Source organism: Micromonospora sp. NPDC085948 (assembly GCF_040686315.1).
Lineage (GTDB): Bacteria > Actinomycetota > Actinomycetes > Mycobacteriales > Micromonosporaceae > Micromonospora.
In genome coordinates this window covers 1,171,210-1,188,547 of sequence record NZ_JBFBJW010000001.1, presented here as the reverse complement: position 1 = coordinate 1,188,547, position 17,338 = coordinate 1,171,210, and the positions used below count along the sequence as shown (strand labels likewise).

Sequence of the window (17,338 nt, the reverse complement as noted above, 5' to 3'; positions counted from 1 at the left end):
CGTCGTCTGGGCACTGCTGCGCGACGGCCGCGAGTTCCAACCCACACCACCGCTGACCGCGTCTACGGCTTGACTTGGTCATTGAAACTCCTTCGACGGAGTGGGGTCGAGCTGTGCGCGCGAACCGTTCGGCGTGCTCCTCGAACGCCAACCGGCCCCGTCTACACCGGCGCCGTGGGAAGCAGATCGTCGTCGGATTCCGTACCGAACCTTATGACGCAAAGTCAAAGCTCGGTGACCCCGACGTCGCGGGTGGGGCCACCGGTTGCGCGGGCAGTGCCTATGGTGGGAGCCGCGGCGGCTGACCCGTCGCGCAGGACACAGAGGAGGGTTCCGTGTCGAGCCCGCACAACGAGCTGGACGCCCAGCCGAAGGCCGGGGCGGCGTTCGCCGCGGCTTCCCGGGACCAGGGGGCGGGCGGCCGCGAGGGGCGCCGATGATGGTCGACGAGATCCGCGCCCGGTACGTCGACGGGCTCACCCGGCTGCTACCCGCCGGTGAGCGGGTGCGCGCGGTGGCCCAGGTCCGCGTGGGCGGAGGTCTGGTCCCGGCGGCGCCCCCGCAGCCGGCGGCGCCTCCCGCCCCCGGTGGGTCGAGAGTGCTGGGTGTCCTGCTCACCGTGCTCTCGCCGAACATCACCTTCGGCCGGGCGGACGGCGCCGTCGACTGGCTCTTCTTCGGCGTCGGAGGTCGAGGCGCACCCGGCTCGCAGGCCTCGCTGCTGCACCACGCCGTGACCGTGGCGACGAAGGGTTTCGACCTCCGCGACCTCGTGCTGGGGGTCACCGACCAGCGGTTGCTGCTCGGCGCGACAGCACCGGTCACCTTGTTCTCCAGCTCGGCGGCGAGCGAACGGGCGCAGACCGACGTCGAACTGCTCGGGTCGGCGCCGCGCACGACGGTGACCGCACGTGTCGGTTGGTACCGGTTGAACTGGAAACGGCTGCGGCTCGACTTCGCCGACGGTTCGTGGCTGTCGTTCCACGTGCCGCTGGCCGACTCCGGCCGACCCCTGCGGGAGGTCGCGGCGGCCGTGTCAGCCGGCTGAGCCGACGACGAGCGGGGCGGGCAGCGGCTCGCGGTGCAGCACCGCCAGTCGGGACACCGCCCGGGTGAGCACCACGTACAGGCGGTGTAGCCCGCGCGGCTCGGCCGCGACGATCGCGGCCGGCTCGACGACCACCACGTGGTCGTACTCCAGGCCCTTGACCAGGGTCGCGGGCACCACGGTGACCCGCTCCGCGGCCGCCACGTCGTCGGCGGTCGCGGTCGCGACACCGGCGGCGGCCAGCGCCGCGCGCAGTTCGTCGACCGCGTCGTCCGCCGCGATCACACCCACCGAGCCGTCGTGGGCGAGCGCCGCCCGCACCTCGGCCACCGTCTCCGCGACCAGGTCGGTCACGGTACGCACGTCCAGTCCGCCGTCGTGGCGCAGCGACTCGGCCGGCGGTACGTCCACCGCGAGTGCCGGAAGCAGCAGGTTCGCGAACGCGACCACCGCCGCGGGCACCCGGAAACCAACTGTCAACGGGACCACCACAGCGTCCGGCTTGCCCAGGTGGGCGAGCGATTCCCGCCAGTCCGTCGCCGCCCACGGCGCGGTGCCCTGGGCGAGGTCCCCGAGGAGGGTGACCGAGCCGTGCTCGCTGCGCCGGGCAATGGCCCGACACTGCATCGGGGAGAGGTCCTGCGCCTCGTCCACCACCACGTGCCCGAAACCGGAGGGCCGTTCCAGCAGCCCGGCCGCCTCGTCGAGCAACACCACATCGGCGGCGGTCCAGCGGGTCGCCTTCGCGGTGCGGGCCGGCTTCGACCACGTCAGCAGCGCCTGCTCGGTCTCACTGAGCAGCCCGTCCGCCGCGGTGGCGAGCCGCCCCGGGTCGGAGAGCAGGCCGAAGACCAGCCCCTCCGGGGTGAGCGCCGGCCAGACCGCGTCCAGGAAGTCGACCACGGGTCGGCAGCGGCCCATCCGACGCAACCAGGCATCGCTCGGCGACTCCGCCCGCCGCGCCTCGGCCTGCCGTTGCAGCAGGCTCACCACTCGCGCGCGGACCCGCTCCCGACCCGTGCCGTACGGCAGCTCTTCCCGGCGGGTCTCCTCGACGATCCGATGCAACGGCTCCAGCCCGATCCGCCACCGGAACGAACCGTCCGACACCGTGATCGACTCCGTCGGCGTAGCGATCTGTGCACCCAGCGCACGTCGCAACACACGCGCCATCCGGACGTCGTGCTTGAGTACGGCCACCGCCGGCGTCTCGACCGCCCGCACCGGCACCCGGGAAATCAACTCCTCCACCGTGGCCTGCTCGACCTCGACCTCGCCGAGAGCCGGCAACACCGCCGCGATGTACGACAGGAACGCCCTGTTCGGTCCGACGATCAGCACACCCGCCCGCCGCAGCCGCTCCCGGTGCAGATAGAGCAGGTACGCGGCCCGGTGCAGGCCGACAGCCGTCTTCCCGGTGCCCGGCGCTCCCTGCACGCAGATCGAGTCGGCAAGGTCGGCCCGGACCAGTTCGTCCTGCTCCGGCTGAATCGTGGCGACGATGTCGCGCATCGGCCCGACACGCGGCCGCTCGATCTCGGCGGTGAGGATCCGACTGGTCGTGCCGAGCTCTTCACCCCGATCGAGACGCTCATCCTCGAAACTGGTCAGGACCCCGTTGCTGAACCCGAACCGCCGCCGTACCGCCACACCCTGCGGATCCCGCACGCTGGCCTGGTAGAACGACCGCGAGACCGGTGCCCGCCAGTCCAACACCAACGGCTCGCCGCGGTCGTCGGCGACATGCCGACGCCCCACGTGGTACCGCCGACCGTCATGCCCCGAACTGCGCACAACCGCGCCGGGATCCCCGTCGCTGGCCCTGCCCTGCGCGGTGCTGCTGTGCCCGGTGCTGCTGTGCGCGGTGCTGCTGTGCGCGGTGCTGCCCTGCGCGGTGCTGCCCTGCGCGGTGCTGCCCTGCGCGGTGCTGCCCTGCGCGGTGCTGCCCTGCGCGGTGCTGCCCTGCCCGGTGCTGCTGGCGGTCTCCGTGCTGCCGGTCTCCGTGCTGCCGGGATCCGTGCTGCCGGGATCCGTGCTGCCGGGGTCCGTGCCGTCGGGGTCTGTGGACTCGGCAAAGTCGAGGCGGCCGAAGAACAGGGGCGTTGTCGGGTCGTCGGCCAGTTCGGCCACCCGACGGGCCAGGGTGCGGCCGAGTGTCTCCGCCGCGTACGCGTCGCCGGCCACCTGGTCACCGGTGGCGAAGAGGGCTTCGGCGCGCTCCCGCATCCGCCGTAGCGCGCTCCGTGAGGCGGCCAGGTGTGCGCGTTCGGCGGACAGATCCGAGTCGAGCTGGGTGTCGAGATCAAGTGCGGGCATGCTGACGTCCCATCGTTCACATCTGCTGCGCGCTCGCGTGTCCGGGGGCGGATGGCCGGCCGCCCGGCGCGAAAGACGTCCGTTCCGGTGCAGCTCACCTCGGCCGTCAAGCGGCCTGCAACCTTACGCTCCCGAACCCGACGCTTCCAACGAATTACCCAGACGACCACCCATCAGAGATGGCGTGTTGCCCGGTGAGATGGCGCAGAGCCACAGACCCGCAGACCGCAGGGCGGCAGGGCCGCAGGGCCGCAGGGCGGCAGGGCGGCAGGGCGGCAGGGCGGCAGGGCGGCAGGGCGGCAGGGCCGCAGGGCGGCAGGGTTGGGCCGGGCTTGTCCTGGTCCTGGTCCTTGTCCTGGTCCTAGTCCGGGTCCGGGTCCGGGCACAGGCGCAGCCGCAGGCACGGGCACGGGCGGCGTGGGCGTGGTCGGCGGCATCAGCAGCGCAGGTGGTAGAGGTTGCGGCGGGGGGCGCGTAGCGGGTCGAGCCAGCGAGGCGGGAGGAATTCGGGCCGGCCGTCCGCCGCGACGCGGACCGCCCAGTCGCCGCGATGGACGACCCGGTGGTGGTAGCCGCACAGCAGCACAGCATTGTCCAACGCTGTCGTCCCCCCGTCGGCCCAGTGTCGGACATGGTGACCGTCGCACCATCTCGGCGGCCGATCGCAGCCAGGGAAGGCGCAACCGCCGTCCCGCAGCACCAGCGCACGCCGCAGCGGGCCGGTGAAGAGCCGGCGCTGGCGGCCCACGTCCAGGACCTGACTGTTGCCACCCAGCACGGCCGGCAACAGGTTGGCGTCGCAGGCGAGCCGGCGGACCGCGCCCGGCGTGAGGCGAATGCCGGTCTCCAGGGTGCCGGCACGTACGCGGTTGACCAGACCGTCGAGCGACACGGTCACCACGAGCTGAGGCCGGTCCCCGCCGTTGTCGGGCAGCTCACCCGTACGCAACGCCAGCCGGCAGATCTCGCCCAGCGCGTCGGCACGGCGCTGACCTGGACTGCGATCATCGTGCGCACCGGCCGGGGCGCAGAGCGGGTCGATCGCTTCACGTAGCAGGCTCGCGGTCTCGGTGTCGAGGTTTCCGCTCAGGCGTACCTGACCGTTGTGCTGCTCGGAGAGCGTGACGTGTCGGCGGGCCTCGGCCCGCTCGGTGGCCCGTTGGAGAGCCTTCAGCTCAGCCTGGTCGGCCAGATCCGGTGCGACGTGGGTGAGGACGCGCTCTCCGAGCCGGCTCAGGATGGTCGGATCGAACCGGTCGGCCCAGGCGACCAGGAGTTGCGTGGCTTTGTCCGCCACCTCGGGGCCGGCTTCCACTGGAAGGGCGGCGATCGTCTCGGCCACCACTCGACCCTGGTCGACGGTGATGGCACCGCTGAGCAGCGCGTCGCGCACCGCTGCTGGCGCGGCGTCGAGGGTGGCGGCGAACTGGACCAGTCGGCGCGCGGAGCGACCGGAGAGCCGGAGCCGCTCCCGCAGCCAGACGGCGGTGGACGAGGCACCCTGGGCGACCGCCAGGCCGCGGCCGTCCAACTCGCGGATCAGCCCGAGTTGAATGGTGGCCAGCCGCTGCGCCAGCACCTGAGTCGCGTCGAGCGAGGCGAGCAGGTCATCGTCGGAGAGCCCCCAGAGCGCGGTCTCGGCACAGTCGTCGACCGCGCCTCCTGCCTGCGCCAACGCCCCCAACATGAAGACAGAATAGAACTGACGTACGACACTTTCGGGTTGTCGATGATCAATGGAACGAACCCATTTACGTCGATCACCGAGCCCGCAAATCGCGTCGCAACACCGCGCCACGCCGCTGGCCGCGGGGGTGCCAACGGCCGGCGTGCTGGTGCCGCTCTGGCTGGTGGCGGGAGGGGCGAACGGCGCGGCGAACGTCTTCGTCAGTGTGCTCATCGCTCTCCGGGTGCCGGAGGCGATGCGCGCCCGTGCGTACGCCAGTTTTGGCGCGGCGGTGCAGGGCGGCTCGATGGCCGGTTACCTGCTCGGCGGCGCGCTGCTCACGCGAGCGTCGCCCCGGCCGCTGATCGCGGTGGCCGGCGCGGCCGGGATCCTGGTGGTGCTGGTGTTCGTGCCGGTCGCCGCCCGGGCGCTACGCGGGCCGGAGCGCGGGTAACCGGCTGGACCGGGGTGCGGCAGGGTGGGCGGACCGGTGGGCGAGCAGCCGGTCCGGCGTTGACGCCAGCGGTGGTAGGTGCCCAGCGGATCAGCAGGACGGATGCGGGCTTGGCCACTCCGGGCCGACCCGCCGAGCCGGACCCGAAGACCGGGGATACGGTCGGGTCATGGCTGAGCGCATCGCACGCCCGCGGGTCGGGCACATCCAGTTCCTGAACTGCCTGCCGATCTACTGGGGTCTGATGCGCTCCGGTGCCCTGCTCGACGTCGACCTGCAGAAGGATTCGCCGGATCGGTTGAGCGCGGCGCTTGTCGCCGGTGACCTCGACATCGGCCCGATCACCCTGTTGGAGTACCTGAAGCACGCCGACGAGCTGCTCCTCCTGCCGGACCTGGCGGTGGGCAGTGACGGACCGGTGCTCTCGGTCAACATGGTCTCCACCCGACCTCTCGACGAGCTGGACGGCGCCCGGGTGGCGCTCGGCTCGACCTCGCGGACCGGGGTGATGCTGGCCCAGTTGCTGCTCGCCGAGCGGTACCACGTGCGGCCCGAATACTTCCGCTGCCCGCCGGACCTGACGCAGATGCTGCTCGAGGCCGACGCCGGGGTGCTGATCGGGGACGTGGCGCTGCGGGCGTACTACGAGGCGCCGAAGCGCGGGCTCATCGTCACCGACCTCGGGCAGGCGTGGCGGGAGTGGAGCGGGCTGCCGATGGTCTTCGCCGTCTGGGCGGTCCGCCGCGACTTCGCCGCCGCCCACCCGGGTCTGGTCAAGGAGGTGCACGAGGCGTTCCTACGCTCGCGGGATCTCTGCCTGGCCGAGCTGGACCAGGTCGCCGAGGCCGCAGCCCGCTGGGAGACGTTCGACGCGGAGACGCTCGCCACGTACTTCCGTACCCTGGATTTCTCGCTCGGTGACCGGCAGGTCGCCGGGCTGCGTGAGTGGGCCCGGCGAGCCGCCGCGATCGGTGCGGCCCCGGAGTTGCCGGAAGGCGGCCCGGAGTTCTTCGCCGGCTGACCGGCGGGTCGGCCCCGCGGCGCGCGAGGCCGCTGGGCGCTGACCGGGGGTCGGCCCCGCGCTGTGCGCGGGGCCGCGGCTCAGGTGCCGGGGCGCAGGAGCGCCTCGGTGATCTTCTCGCAGTTCTTCATGCCGTAGTCGTAGCCCATGTTGATCGGGTACTTGACCATCACGCCCATCGTCCAGGTGTCGCCGATGGCCAGGCAGTTGATGTGCATCTCCTGCTCCTTGGTTCGGTCGATCCACCCGTTCTTGATGGCGATCTGCTTCTGCTCGTCGGCCGGGAAGGCCTTGCGGATGCCGAAGTCACCAGCGCCGCGGACCAGCTTCATCTCGTTGAGCAGCCACTTGGTCCACTTCGGCCCGGCGGCGGTGCCGGTGGCGATGCAGTTGCCCAGGCGGGCGGTGTCCCGGGGGGAGAGCGCCGTCCGACTCCAACCGCCGTCGGGGGCCACCTTGCTGTCGGTCAGCTTGCACATGGAGATCAGCCGCTTGATCGAGGCGTCCCGGTCGACCTGGTTGTAGAACTGTTCGGCCCGGGTGTTGTCGCTGTCCCGGATGATCCGCGTCGCGTCAGCGAGCTTCGCGTCGCTGGGCGTCTGGCCGGCGTCGGCCGCGCGACGCAGGTAGTCGGCCACGATCCAGGACTTGATCATCGAGGCGGTCGTGCTTGTCTCGTTCATGTTCTTGGAGCCGATGATCTGCCCGGTGCGCCGGTCCAGCACGCTCCAGGAGTACCAGCCCTCGATGTCCAGCTTGAGATCCTTGGCCACGAACGGCAGCGGCTCCAGCGACGGGCTGGGGCTCGGTGACGGCGCGGTCGGCTGGCGGGCACTCCGGTTGGTGCCTGCGCCGGTGGGGCGGTCGCTCGTGCCGGAGCCGGCGTCGCCCCACTTGGCGGCGGCTGCCGACTCGAACGGTGACCCCGGGAGCAGCCGCAGCGACACCAGCACCAACCCGATCAGGATGACGGCGATGGCGATCAGCCGCAGCGGGGACGCCTCACCGCCGCCACGCCGGTCGGCCCGCCGATTTCCCGCCATCAGAGCTTCCCGACCGGTTGCTGGGGCACCTTGAGCGCGGCGCCGGGCTGGGGGGTGACCAGTTGGGTGGCCACGCTGGCACACACCTTCGCGCCGTAGTCGAGACTGTTCCTGGCCGGGTACCGCAGCATCACCGCGAGACTCCACTTGCCGGTGACGGCGAGGCAGTTGACGTGCCAGTTGGCGTCGTAGTAGATCCGCGTCCATCCATTCTTGATGCTGACCGGGCCCTGCGCGGTGATCGACTTTGGCAGGCCGTCGATGATCCCCCAGCGGCCGCCGCCAGTCCTGGCCTTCTGGTCCTTCGCCGCGGTGGTGCCCCGGACCTTGCTCATCTGATCCAGCACCCACGGGGTCCACTTCCGGCCAGCGGCCTTACCGTCGGCGATGCAGTCGCCGAGCCGGACCGCGTCCCGCGGGGACATCTGGGTGAAGCTCCAGTAGCCGGAGAACGGCTTGATGTTGCCGCGTTTGGTGTCGGTCAGTCCGCAGATCTTGATCGCCCGCTGGATCACCGCGTCGGGCGTGCTGCTCGTGGATGGCTTGTACGAGCCGCCCGCGGCAGCGTGGACCTGGTTGGCCGCGGTGTCGTTGCTGTCGATGATGGCGAGGCTGGCGGCCTTCTTCAGTGCCGGCGGCGGTTCCCTGTCGCCGAGCTGCCGCAGGTAGTCCGAGACGATCCACGCCTTGATCATCGACTCGGTGGAGCTGGTCTCGGCCATGTTCGGCGACCCGGAGATCGCGCCGGTCTGCCGATCCAGCAGAGCCCAGGAGAAGAAGTCGCCCTGGAAGTCCACCGAGACCGGACCGGCCGCCAGCGTGGGCGGCGGCGGTGGCGCGGGTGCTGGCGCGGCGACCTGCGAGGCAGCGCCGCCTCCACCGCCTCCGCCGCTGTCGCCCTTGGAGAGTCGGGCGTACGCGGCGGGGACCAGGAGGACGCCGCCGAGCAGGATCGCCACGATGGCGAGCACCAGGGTCACGCGGGAACGCATGAGTGGGTGAACTCCAGGTGTCAGGGCCGGGGGACCGGCTTGTTGTCCGGACGGATCGGCCGATCGCCAAGGCCGGGGGAGGTGGCCTCTGTCTGGCGGCAATCATCTGAAGCCGATCGGTGTGCCGGCCGAAAGTCTACGTCCGGCTGGGTGACTTGCCAGGACCCGACACTAGGCGACCTGGGATAAAGGTGAGATATGCGACCGGTATGCGGCTCTTGCGGGGATTCACCTTTGTTTCGTGGCCCAAGTCACGCCGCCAGCCCGGCGGCCGGGTCACGCAAAGCGCTCATTCCGCTACGGATCGGATGCCGGAATCCTGTTACACCCTATGGCTTCTTGGATGGCCAGCTGTAACACTTGTCCCATGTATGGCAACGACTTCCCGACCCCGACCGACACGTCGGACGCCGCTGCGGGCGACGCGCCCGCCGCCGGCCTGCTGGGCGAGGTCGAGGCCGCCGAGGCAGAGCTACGCGCGGCGGCGGCGCGCGGTCGCCGTGGCGGACCCGCGCCCGACGAGGACCTCGCGGCGTACTTCGCCGAGGTGGTCGACGCCGAGCAGAAGATCGAGCCACGCGACTGGATGCCCGACGCGTACCGCCGGACGCTGATCCGGCAGATCGCCCAGCACGCCCACTCCGAGATCATCGGCATGCAGCCGGAGGGCAACTGGATCAGCCGGGCGCCCTCGCTCAAGCGCAAGGCGATCCTGCTGGCCAAGGTGCAGGACGAGGCGGGTCACGGCCTCTACCTCTACGCCGCCGCCGAGACCCTCGGCATCAGCCGCGACGAGCTGGTCCGACTACTGCTCGACGGTCGCCAGAAGTACAGCTCGATCTTCAACTACCCCACCCTGAGCTGGGCCGACGTGGGCGCGATCGGCTGGCTGGTGGACGGCGCGGCGATCGTCAACCAGGTGCCGCTGTGCCGCTGCTCGTACGGCCCGTACGCCCGAGCGATGATCCGGGTCTGCAAGGAGGAGTCGTTCCACCAGCGGCAGGGCTACGAGATCCTGCACACCCTGGCACACGGCACCCCGGGGCAGCAGGCGATGGCCCAGGACGCGGTGGACCGGTGGTGGTACCCGTCGCTGGCGATGTTCGGCCCGCCGGACGGCGACTCCACGCACTCCGCCCAGTCGATGGCCTGGAAGATCAAGCGCTTCTCCAACGACGACCTGCGGCAGCGTTTCGTCGACATGTGCGTCCAGCAGGCCGAGATCCTCGGCGTGCGCATCCCCGATCCGGACCTGCGCTGGAACGAGGAGCGGCAGGCGTACGACTACACCCAGCCGGACTACGACGAGCTGCTGCGGGTGATCTCCGGCGACGGGCCGTGCAACCGGGAGCGGATCGCCCACCGCCGGGCCGCACACGCCGAGGGCGCCTGGGTCCGCGAGGCCGCCACGGCGTACGCCGCGAAGCGGGCGCAACAGAAGGAGAAGGTGGCCGCGTGACTACCGAACACTCGCCGCTCTGGGAGGTCTTCGTGCGGGCGCGACGCGGGTTGTCGCACACCCACGTCGGCAGCCTGCACGCCCCCGACGCGGAGCTGGCCCTGCGCAACGCCCGGGACCTGTACACCCGCCGTCAGGAGGGTGTGTCGATCTGGGTGGTGCCGGCCGGCGCGATCACCGCGTCCAGCCCGGACGAGAAGGACGCCTTCTTCGACCCGGCCGCCGACAAGGTCTACCGCCACCCCACCTTCTACGAGGTGCCGGACGGGGTGGCCCACCTGTGAGCGAGCGGAGCGAGCGAACCAGCCGGCTCAGCAGCGGGGCGCTTCGCGCCGCCGCCGAGCGCAGCGAGGTGGTGGCGTGAACGGGCCGTACGACTTCACCCTCGCCCTCGCCGACGACGCGTTGGTCGCGGCGCAACGACTGGCCGAGTGGACGACCCGCGCGCCGGAGATGGAAGAGGACATCGCGCTTGCCAACATCGCCCTCGACCAGCTCGGGGCGGCGCGGCTGCTGCTGTCGTACGCGGGCGAGCTGGAGGGCGCGGGCCGGGACGAGGACGCGTTGGCGTTCCTGCGCGACGACCGCGAGTTCCGCAACGCGCTCCTGGTCGAGCTGCCCAACGGCGACTTCGCGGTGACCATGGCGAAGCTGTTCTTCCTGGCGGCCTACCAACTGCCGCTGTACACGGCGCTGGCCGGTTGCGCCGACGAGCGGCTGGCCGCGATCGGAGCGAAGGCGCGCAAGGAGTCGGCGTACCACCTGGACCATGGCGCGTTGTGGGTGAAGCGGCTCGGGGACGGCACCGAGGAGTCGCACCGTCGGATGCAGGCGGCCGTCGACCAGGTGTGGCCGTACACCCACGAGTTGTTCGCCGCGGACCCGGCGGCGCCGGTCGACCCGGCCACCCTGCGGCCGGCGTTCGACGAGACCGTCGGCGCGGTGCTGGCCGAGGCGACGCTCACCCGGCCGGAGAGCGGCTGGGCGCCGGCCGGCGGGCGGGACGGCGTGCACACCGAGCACCTGGCCTACCTGCTCGCCGAGATGCAGGTGCTGCACCGCGCCCATCCCGGAGCGCGGTGGTGAGCGCGAGGAGTGCAGCGCAGCGGAGCCCCGCAGTCGCGAGCGGCGGCGGCACGGTGAGCGCGCGGAGCGCGAACCCGCCAGCCACGACCGGCGGCACGCTTAGCGCGCGGGAGGCCGCCGCCGGTGTCGTGGACCCGGAGATCCGGGTGATCACCATCGACGAGCTGGGCATCCTGCGGGCGGTCGAGGAGGATCCGGCCAATGGCCGGGTCACCGTCACCATCACCCCGACCTACACCGGTTGCCCGGCGATGGACGTGATCCGCACCGACATCCGCCGCGCGCTGGCGGTCGCCGGCCACCCCGACGCCGAGGTCCGCACCGTCTACAGCCCACCGTGGAGCACCGACTGGATCTCCGAGGGTGGGCGGGCCAAGCTCGCCGCCGCCGGGATCGCCCCGCCGGCCCCGGTGCCCACCTCCGGCGTCGTCCCGCTGACGCTCGCGGTCCGCTGCCCGCAGTGCGGGTCACCGGAGACCGAGCAGGTCAGCCGGTTCGGCTCCACCGCGTGCAAGGCGCTGTGGCGCTGCCGTTCCTGCTCCGAACCCTTCGACCACCTGAAGGCGCTGTGACTGTCACCATCACCCGTCCGGTCCGCCGCCGACCGGTCTTCCACCCGTTGTCGGTCGCGGCCGTCGACCGGCTCACCGACGATGCGGTCGCGGTGACCTTCGCCGTACCCGAGGATCTGCGGGAGACCTTCGCCTTCCGCGCGGGTCAGCACCTCACCGTGCGGCGAGCCGCGGAGGACGGCACGGATGTGCGCCGGTCGTACTCGATCTGCTCCACCCCCGACGACCTGGCCCGGCACGGCCGGTTACGGATCGGGGTGCGGGAGATCCCCGGCGGCGCCTTCTCGGCGTTCGCGTGCGGGGCGCTGCGCGGTGGCGACACCGTCGAGGTGCTGCCGCCGTTGGGCACCTTCACCACGGCGTTCGCGCCGGACCGGGTGCGGCACTACGGCGCGGTCGTCGCCGGCTCCGGCATCACCCCGGTGCTCGCGCTCGTCGCGACCGCGCTGGCCGTCGAGCCGGCCAGCACCTTCACCCTGGTGTACGGCAACCGCACGGCGAACACGGTCATGTTCGCCGAGGAGCTGGCCGATCTGAAGGACCGCTATCCCACCCGGCTGCACCTGGTGCACGTGCTCTCCCGGGAGCAGGGCGAGTCGGCGCTGCTCTCCGGGCGGATCGACGCCGAGCGGCTGGGCCGGTTGCTGGGCACCATCGTGCCGGGCGACGTGATCGAGGAGTGGTTCCTCTGCGGCCCGTACGCCATGGTGGTCGACGTCCGGGACGTGCTGACCGGACGCGGGCTGCCCGAGTCGGCGGTGCACACCGAGCTGTTCCACGTCGACGCGCCGCCGGAGCCGGTGCGGCGTCCGGTGGACCAGGCGGGTGCCGGGGCCGAGGTGACCATCGTGCTGGACGGCAGGTCGTCGAGCTTCACGATGGGTCGCGAGGAGCGGGTGCTGGACGCCGCGTTGAAGGTGCGTGGCGAGCTGCCGTACGCCTGTAAGGGCGGCGTCTGCTCGACCTGTAAAGCGAAGGTGGTCGACGGGTCGGTCACGATGGCCCGCAACTACTCCCTGGAGCCGGACGAGTTGGCCGCCGGTTACGTCCTGACCTGCCAGTCCAGCCCGACCACCGACCGACTCACCGTCGACTACGACGCATGAGCGCGCCGAACGACCGGGAGTTCGTCGAGCGGTTCGCCGAGGTCACCGGCGGGCGACGGCCGACCGGTTACGTGGAGGGGTGGGAGGCGTATTGCCGGCCTGGCGCAACCGCCGCACCCGCGTCGATCTTGCACTTTCTGTCGCCTGTTTGCGTGGAATGCCCCTGATGCCGCGACAGAAAGTGCAAGATCGCGGAAACGGTGTGGCGCGAGATCCTGACATCACAGCCCTGAACCACCCCTCAGGGCCAACGCGCGTGACCGGCGTAGGCTCGGGGGCGTGACGGTGAGCCGGGAGATCGACGACATCCTGCAGCGGGGCGCGGACGGCGGGCGGATCACGCCCGAGGAGGCGTTGCTGCTCTACACCGAGGCGCCCTTCCACGCGTTGGGCGAGGCGGCGGACGCGGTGCGTCGGCGGCGCTACCCGGACAACGTCGTCACGTACCTGATCGATCGCAACATCAACTACACGAACGTCTGCGTGACGGCGTGCAAGTTCTGCGCGTTCTACCGCGCGCCGAAGCACACGGAAGGGTGGACCCACCCGACCGAGGAGATCCTGCGCCGCTGCGGCGAGGCGGTCGAGCTGGGCGCCACCCAGGTGATGCTCCAGGGCGGGCACCACCCGGACTACGGCGTGGAGTACTACGAGGAGCTGTTCTCCTCGGTCAAGCAGGCGTACCCGCAGCTGGTCATCCACTCGATCGGCCCCAGCGAGATCCTGCACATGGCGAAGGTCTCCGGGGTGAGCCTGGACGAGGCCATCGCGCGGATCAAGACCGCCGGTCTGGACTCGATCGCGGGCGCCGGCGCGGAGATGCTGCCGGAGCGTCCGCGCAAGGCGATCGCGCCGCTCAAGGAGTCGGGCGAGCGCTGGCTGGAGGTCATGGAGCTGGCGCACCGGCAGGGCATCGAGTCGACCGCCACCATGATGATGGGCACCGGCGAGACGCACGCCGAGCGCATCGAGCACCTGCGCATGATCCGGGACGTGCAGGACCGCACCCGCGGATTCCGGTCCTTCATCCCGTGGACGTACCAGCCGGAGAACAACCACCTCAAGGGCCGCACCCAGGCCACCACCCTGGAATACCTGCGCCTCGTCGCGGTGGCCCGGCTCTTCTTCGAGACCGTGCCGCACCTGCAGGCGTCCTGGCTGACCACCGGCAAGGACGTCGGTCAGCTCTCGCTGCACATGGGCGTGGACGACCTCGGCTCGATCATGCTGGAGGAGAACGTGATCTCCTCCGCCGGTGCGCGGCACCGCTCCAACCTGCACGAGCTGATCGGCATGATCCGCTCGGCGGACCGGATCCCCGCGCAGCGCGACACCCTCTACCACCGGCTCGCGGTGCACCACACGCCTGCCGACGACCCGACCGACGAGCGGGTGGTGTCGCACTTCTCCTCGATCGCGCTTCCCGGCGGCGGCGCGGGCCGGTCCCTGCCGCTCGTCGAGGTCAACTGACGCTGCGCGTCGCCCGGCCGTTCGGCTGACCGATGCTCATGCTCCCGCCGGCTCGCCTCGGCGGTACGGGTGGTCCGGGCCGCCGCAGCGTCAGGCTGTCCGCCGCGGGGTGGTGAAGGTGATCGGCGGCCGCTAGCGTCCCGGCTCGTATCCGTCGCCACCGGCGAGCGCGAATCACCGCGATCGCGCTGGTGACGGATGGTTTGATGGTCGTTCGTGGGCTGTCCTCCATCGGCCCGTGGCGGGTCGTTCATATAACGCACGGCGGTACGGGCGGGATGGGTGACCATCCCGCCCGTACCGTCTCCGGACCCCGGGCCGGACGGATGAATTGGGCCGCGCACGCTGGCGTGCGTGATCGACCTCCGATAACGTCCGCTCGTTCCGCAATCAATCTTTCTTCCCTACCCCCCGGGGGACCGATGACAGCGTTCCACCGCTCGGCCCTGGCCCGCGCTGGCGTGGTGGCCCTGCTCGCGGCCGCTGGCCTGGCCGCCGTGGCCGCCCCGGCGCAGGCCGCCGACCAGGCCGATCTGGCCCTGGTGCCGCTCAGCTCCGAGCTGGCCAAGGGCGTCAAGGCGGCCAAGGCCAAGCCGTTCAAGTTTCTGGTCGACAACACCCGGAGCACGGTCGCCGCCAAGGGCGTCAGCTACACCGTGGACACCAGCAGTTTGCTGAAGAGCGTGGTCGGGGTCGTCGTGCCCAACGGCTGCCAGGTGAAGGGCAAGACGTTCACCTGCCCGCTCGGCGACGTGCCGGCCGGTACCAGCGAGGACTTCGGCATTCCGCTCTTCTCCACGGGTGCGCGCGGCGAGGCCGGGACGCTGGTGGTCACCATCACCTCGGCCACCGCCGACCCCAAGAAGAAGGACAACAGGGTCGAGCACGACATCACCGTCGGCAAGCGCGGCTACGACCTGACCAGCTGGGTGCAGGACGTCTACGCGAACGTCGTGGTGAACGGCGTCCAGGGCGACGACCCCAACCTCCGGCCGGTCAAGCGCGGCGAGACGGTGCCGCTGGACTGGGCGGTCTACAACGACGGCAGCCGCAAGGCCACCGGCCTGTCCTACGTGCTCACCCTCCCGGCCGGCGTCACCTTCGCCACGCTGCCGGACGCCTGCACGTCGCAGACCTTGGGCGGTGTCGCCCAGGCCCTCTGCGAGGACGACGGTGCGGTGATCAAGCCCGGCGAGTACTACACGGCGGACGTCAAGGTGACGGTCGGCGCGAACGTCACCGAGTCGGTGCTGCGGGTCGGTGAGCTGGTCGCGCAGGGTCTCGACGGTGCCACGGGTCAGGCCGAGGAGCAGCCCGAGCCGGCGACCAGCGCCCAGCGCAAGGCCTTCACCGAGGTCGACGAGAGCGACAACCAGGCGATCTTCGACGTCTTCGTCGACCTGACCGCGCAGCCGACCCCGACCCCGACCCCGACTCCCACGGCCACCCCGACGTCCACGGCCACCCCGACGCCCACCGCCACGTCGACGCCCACGGCCACCCCGACGCCCACGGCCACGTCGACGCCGGGTGGGACCGCCACCCCGACGCCGGGTGGTACGACCAGCCCGGGTGGTACGCCCAGCCCGGGTGGCACGCCAACGCCGGGCGCGAGCACGTCGCCGGCTGCCGGTGGTGGCGGCTCCGGTGGTGGTGGCCTGCCGGTGACGGGTGTGCAGGTCGGTCTGATCGGTGGCATCGGCGGCCTCATCCTGCTGCTGGGCGGTGCGCTGCTGGTGCTCTCCCGCCGGCGCAAGGTCGTCCTGGTCGCCCCGAGCGACGAGAAGCCCACCGACTGACAGCGGTACTGGCAGCCGGCGTCCGAACGCCGGAACGACGCGAGGGCGGGGTGGGCGACCACCCCGCCCTTCGCGTACCGGGGGTGCCGCACCACCCCACGGGCACCGCCTGGCGGACGACTGGCAGAGTGGAGGGGTGAGCCGTTCCCCGCAGGGCCAGCGCGCCAGTCTGGACAAGCAGCCGCACGAGGTCGCCGCGATGTTCGACGGCGTGGCGGAGCGCTACGACCTCACCAACACGGTGATCTCCTTCGGCCAGGACCGGTCCTGGCGTCGGGCCACCCGGGCGGCGCTCGGGCTGCGGCCGGGCGAGCGGGTGCTGGACGTGGGCGCGGGCACCGGCGTCTCGACCCGGGAGTTGGCGCAGTCCGGGGCGTACGCGGTGGGGGCTGACCTGTCGTTGGGCATGCTGTACGCCGGCAAGCGGGTCCGTCCCGAGGTGCCGCTGCTGGCCGGCGACGCGCTGCGGCTGCCGTTCGCCGACGCCAGTTTCGACGCGGTGACCATCTCCTTCGCGCTGCGCAACGTCAACGACACCGACGCGGCCCTGCGCGAGCTGGCCCGGGTCACCCGGCCGGGTGGGCGGTTGGCGATCTGTGAGTTCAGCACCCCGGTCAACCCGGTCTTCCGAACGGTCTACCTGTCGTACCTGATGCGGTCGCTGCCGGTGGTCGCCCGAACGGTGTCGAGCAACCCCGACGCGTACGTCTATCTCGCCGAGTCGGTGCGGGCCTGGCCGGCGCAGGAGGCGCTTGCCGGCCGGGTCGCCGCGGCCGGGTGGGGCCGGGTGGCCTGGCGCAACCTGACCGGTGGTGTGGTCGCCCTGCACCGGGGGATCCGCGAGTAGTCGCCGCGACCGACGCCGGCCGCACGACGATCACCGAGCCGGCGGGCCGGACGGCCACTTACGCGGACATTGCTCAGGTTTCGTGAATGTCGGTCTTTAGTCCACTTTGCCCCGTACGCTCGTCCGCATGACCGGAGCAGACCCGGCGGACCCGGTGGCCGCCACCGACGACGACGCTGCCGAACTCGTCGCGCAACTGCGCGCGTTGGCCGGAGCCGATCCGGTGGAGGTCCGACAGGTGGTCGCCGAGGTGTTGGCGGCGCTGGACCGGGCGGCGGGCGGTGCGCTCCGGGAGCATCTGCCGGAGGCCATCCGGGTCGATGCGGGTCTGGACGCCCCCAGCCCGGCCTGACACTCGGCCGCTGTGGACGGTCGAGGGCTGTCACATCGGCGAGTTAGGTACCCCTGATCCTGCGCAGGTATGACGCCGGTCATACACTCGTCCCGTCTGGCTTGTGA

Annotated in this window: 16 protein-coding genes; 13 read left to right on the top strand and 3 right to left on the bottom strand. The window is 71.5% G+C overall.

Annotated elements, in window-relative coordinates; genetic code table 11:
* Window positions 1–436: 436 nt before the first annotated feature.
* Both AB0O48_RS05690 and AB0O48_RS05685 read left to right on the top strand, forming a co-directional pair.
* A complete protein-coding gene (locus AB0O48_RS05690; RefSeq protein ID WP_365063200.1) occupies window positions 437–1,048 on the top strand; it encodes a hypothetical protein in 612 nt (203 codons plus the stop codon).
* A gap of 1,062 nt (window positions 1,049–2,110) precedes the next feature.
* On the top strand, window positions 2,111–3,283 hold the full coding sequence (locus AB0O48_RS05685) for a pentapeptide repeat-containing protein (protein ID WP_365063299.1): 1,173 nt from the start codon (window positions 2,111–2,113) through the stop codon (window positions 3,281–3,283).
* 517 nt (window positions 3,284–3,800) lie between these two features.
* Here the strand turns inward: AB0O48_RS05685 and AB0O48_RS05680 are convergent.
* Complete coding sequence (locus AB0O48_RS05680; protein ID WP_365063197.1) at window positions 3,801–5,051, bottom strand: DUF222 domain-containing protein; 1,251 nt, start codon at window positions 5,049–5,051, stop codon at window positions 3,801–3,803.
* Window positions 5,052–5,178: 127 nt separating this feature from the next.
* On the opposite strand from AB0O48_RS05680, the gene AB0O48_RS05675 reads away from it, so the two are divergent.
* Together AB0O48_RS05675 and AB0O48_RS05670 are read left to right on the top strand one after the other, a co-directional pair.
* Window positions 5,179–5,484: a hypothetical protein gene (locus AB0O48_RS05675; RefSeq protein ID WP_365063194.1), complete on the top strand. Its 306-nt coding sequence runs from the start codon at window positions 5,179–5,181 to the stop codon at window positions 5,482–5,484.
* 169 nt (window positions 5,485–5,653) lie between these two features.
* On the top strand, window positions 5,654–6,505 hold the full coding sequence (locus AB0O48_RS05670; RefSeq protein WP_357251468.1) for a menaquinone biosynthesis protein: 852 nt from the start codon (window positions 5,654–5,656) through the stop codon (window positions 6,503–6,505).
* Window positions 6,506–6,585: 80 nt separating this feature from the next.
* Here AB0O48_RS05670 and AB0O48_RS05665 read toward each other — a convergent pair whose 3' ends face one another.
* Window positions 6,586–7,548, bottom strand: coding sequence for a hypothetical protein (locus AB0O48_RS05665; protein ID WP_357251471.1), 963 nt, complete (start codon window positions 7,546–7,548; stop codon window positions 6,586–6,588).
* The gene (locus tag AB0O48_RS05660; protein WP_357251474.1) at window positions 7,548–8,540 is read right to left on the bottom strand and encodes a hypothetical protein; all 993 of its coding nucleotides are present in this window, start codon (window positions 8,538–8,540) and stop codon (window positions 7,548–7,550) included. Before AB0O48_RS05660 ends, AB0O48_RS05665 begins: the two co-directional genes overlap by 1 nt.
* Window positions 8,541–8,907: 367 nt before the next feature.
* Here AB0O48_RS05660 and paaA point away from each other — a divergent pair, with 367 nt between their 5' ends.
* From paaA to AB0O48_RS05615, 9 genes are all read left to right on the top strand, one after another.
* A complete protein-coding gene (paaA, locus tag AB0O48_RS05655) occupies window positions 8,908–9,999 on the top strand; it encodes a 1,2-phenylacetyl-CoA epoxidase subunit PaaA (RefSeq protein WP_357251476.1) in 1,092 nt (363 codons plus the stop codon).
* Window positions 9,996–10,283 carry a 1,2-phenylacetyl-CoA epoxidase subunit PaaB gene (paaB, locus tag AB0O48_RS05650; protein ID WP_355027413.1) on the top strand — a complete coding sequence of 96 codons (288 nt, stop codon included), beginning with the start codon at window positions 9,996–9,998 and terminating at the stop codon, window positions 10,281–10,283. The genes paaA and paaB overlap by 4 nt, the downstream gene beginning before the upstream one ends.
* A 76-nt stretch (window positions 10,284–10,359) precedes the next feature.
* A complete protein-coding gene (gene paaC, locus AB0O48_RS05645; RefSeq protein ID WP_357571905.1) occupies window positions 10,360–11,085 on the top strand; it encodes a 1,2-phenylacetyl-CoA epoxidase subunit PaaC in 726 nt (241 codons plus the stop codon).
* 128 nt (window positions 11,086–11,213) lie between these two features.
* Window positions 11,214–11,657 carry a 1,2-phenylacetyl-CoA epoxidase subunit PaaD gene (paaD, locus tag AB0O48_RS05640; protein WP_357572101.1) on the top strand — a complete coding sequence of 148 codons (444 nt, stop codon included), beginning with the start codon at window positions 11,214–11,216 and terminating at the stop codon, window positions 11,655–11,657.
* Entirely contained in the window at window positions 11,654–12,763 is a 1,110-nt protein-coding gene (gene paaE / locus AB0O48_RS05635) for a 1,2-phenylacetyl-CoA epoxidase subunit PaaE (RefSeq protein ID WP_365063186.1), read from the top strand. Before paaD ends, paaE begins: the two co-directional genes overlap by 4 nt.
* Before the next feature lie 279 nt (window positions 12,764–13,042).
* Complete coding sequence (mqnC, locus tag AB0O48_RS05630) at window positions 13,043–14,233, top strand: cyclic dehypoxanthinyl futalosine synthase (RefSeq protein ID WP_357251484.1); 1,191 nt, start codon at window positions 13,043–13,045, stop codon at window positions 14,231–14,233.
* Window positions 14,234–14,655: 422 nt separating this feature from the next.
* Complete coding sequence (locus tag AB0O48_RS05625; RefSeq protein WP_365063183.1) at window positions 14,656–16,032, top strand: LPXTG cell wall anchor domain-containing protein; 1,377 nt, start codon at window positions 14,656–14,658, stop codon at window positions 16,030–16,032.
* Window positions 16,033–16,168: 136 nt separating this feature from the next.
* Complete coding sequence (locus tag AB0O48_RS05620; protein ID WP_357251490.1) at window positions 16,169–16,879, top strand: demethylmenaquinone methyltransferase; 711 nt, start codon at window positions 16,169–16,171, stop codon at window positions 16,877–16,879.
* Window positions 16,880–17,006: 127 nt separating this feature from the next.
* Window positions 17,007–17,231 carry a hypothetical protein gene (locus AB0O48_RS05615; protein WP_355027404.1) on the top strand — a complete coding sequence of 75 codons (225 nt, stop codon included), beginning with the start codon at window positions 17,007–17,009 and terminating at the stop codon, window positions 17,229–17,231.
* Window positions 17,232–17,338: the final 107 nt, after the last annotated feature.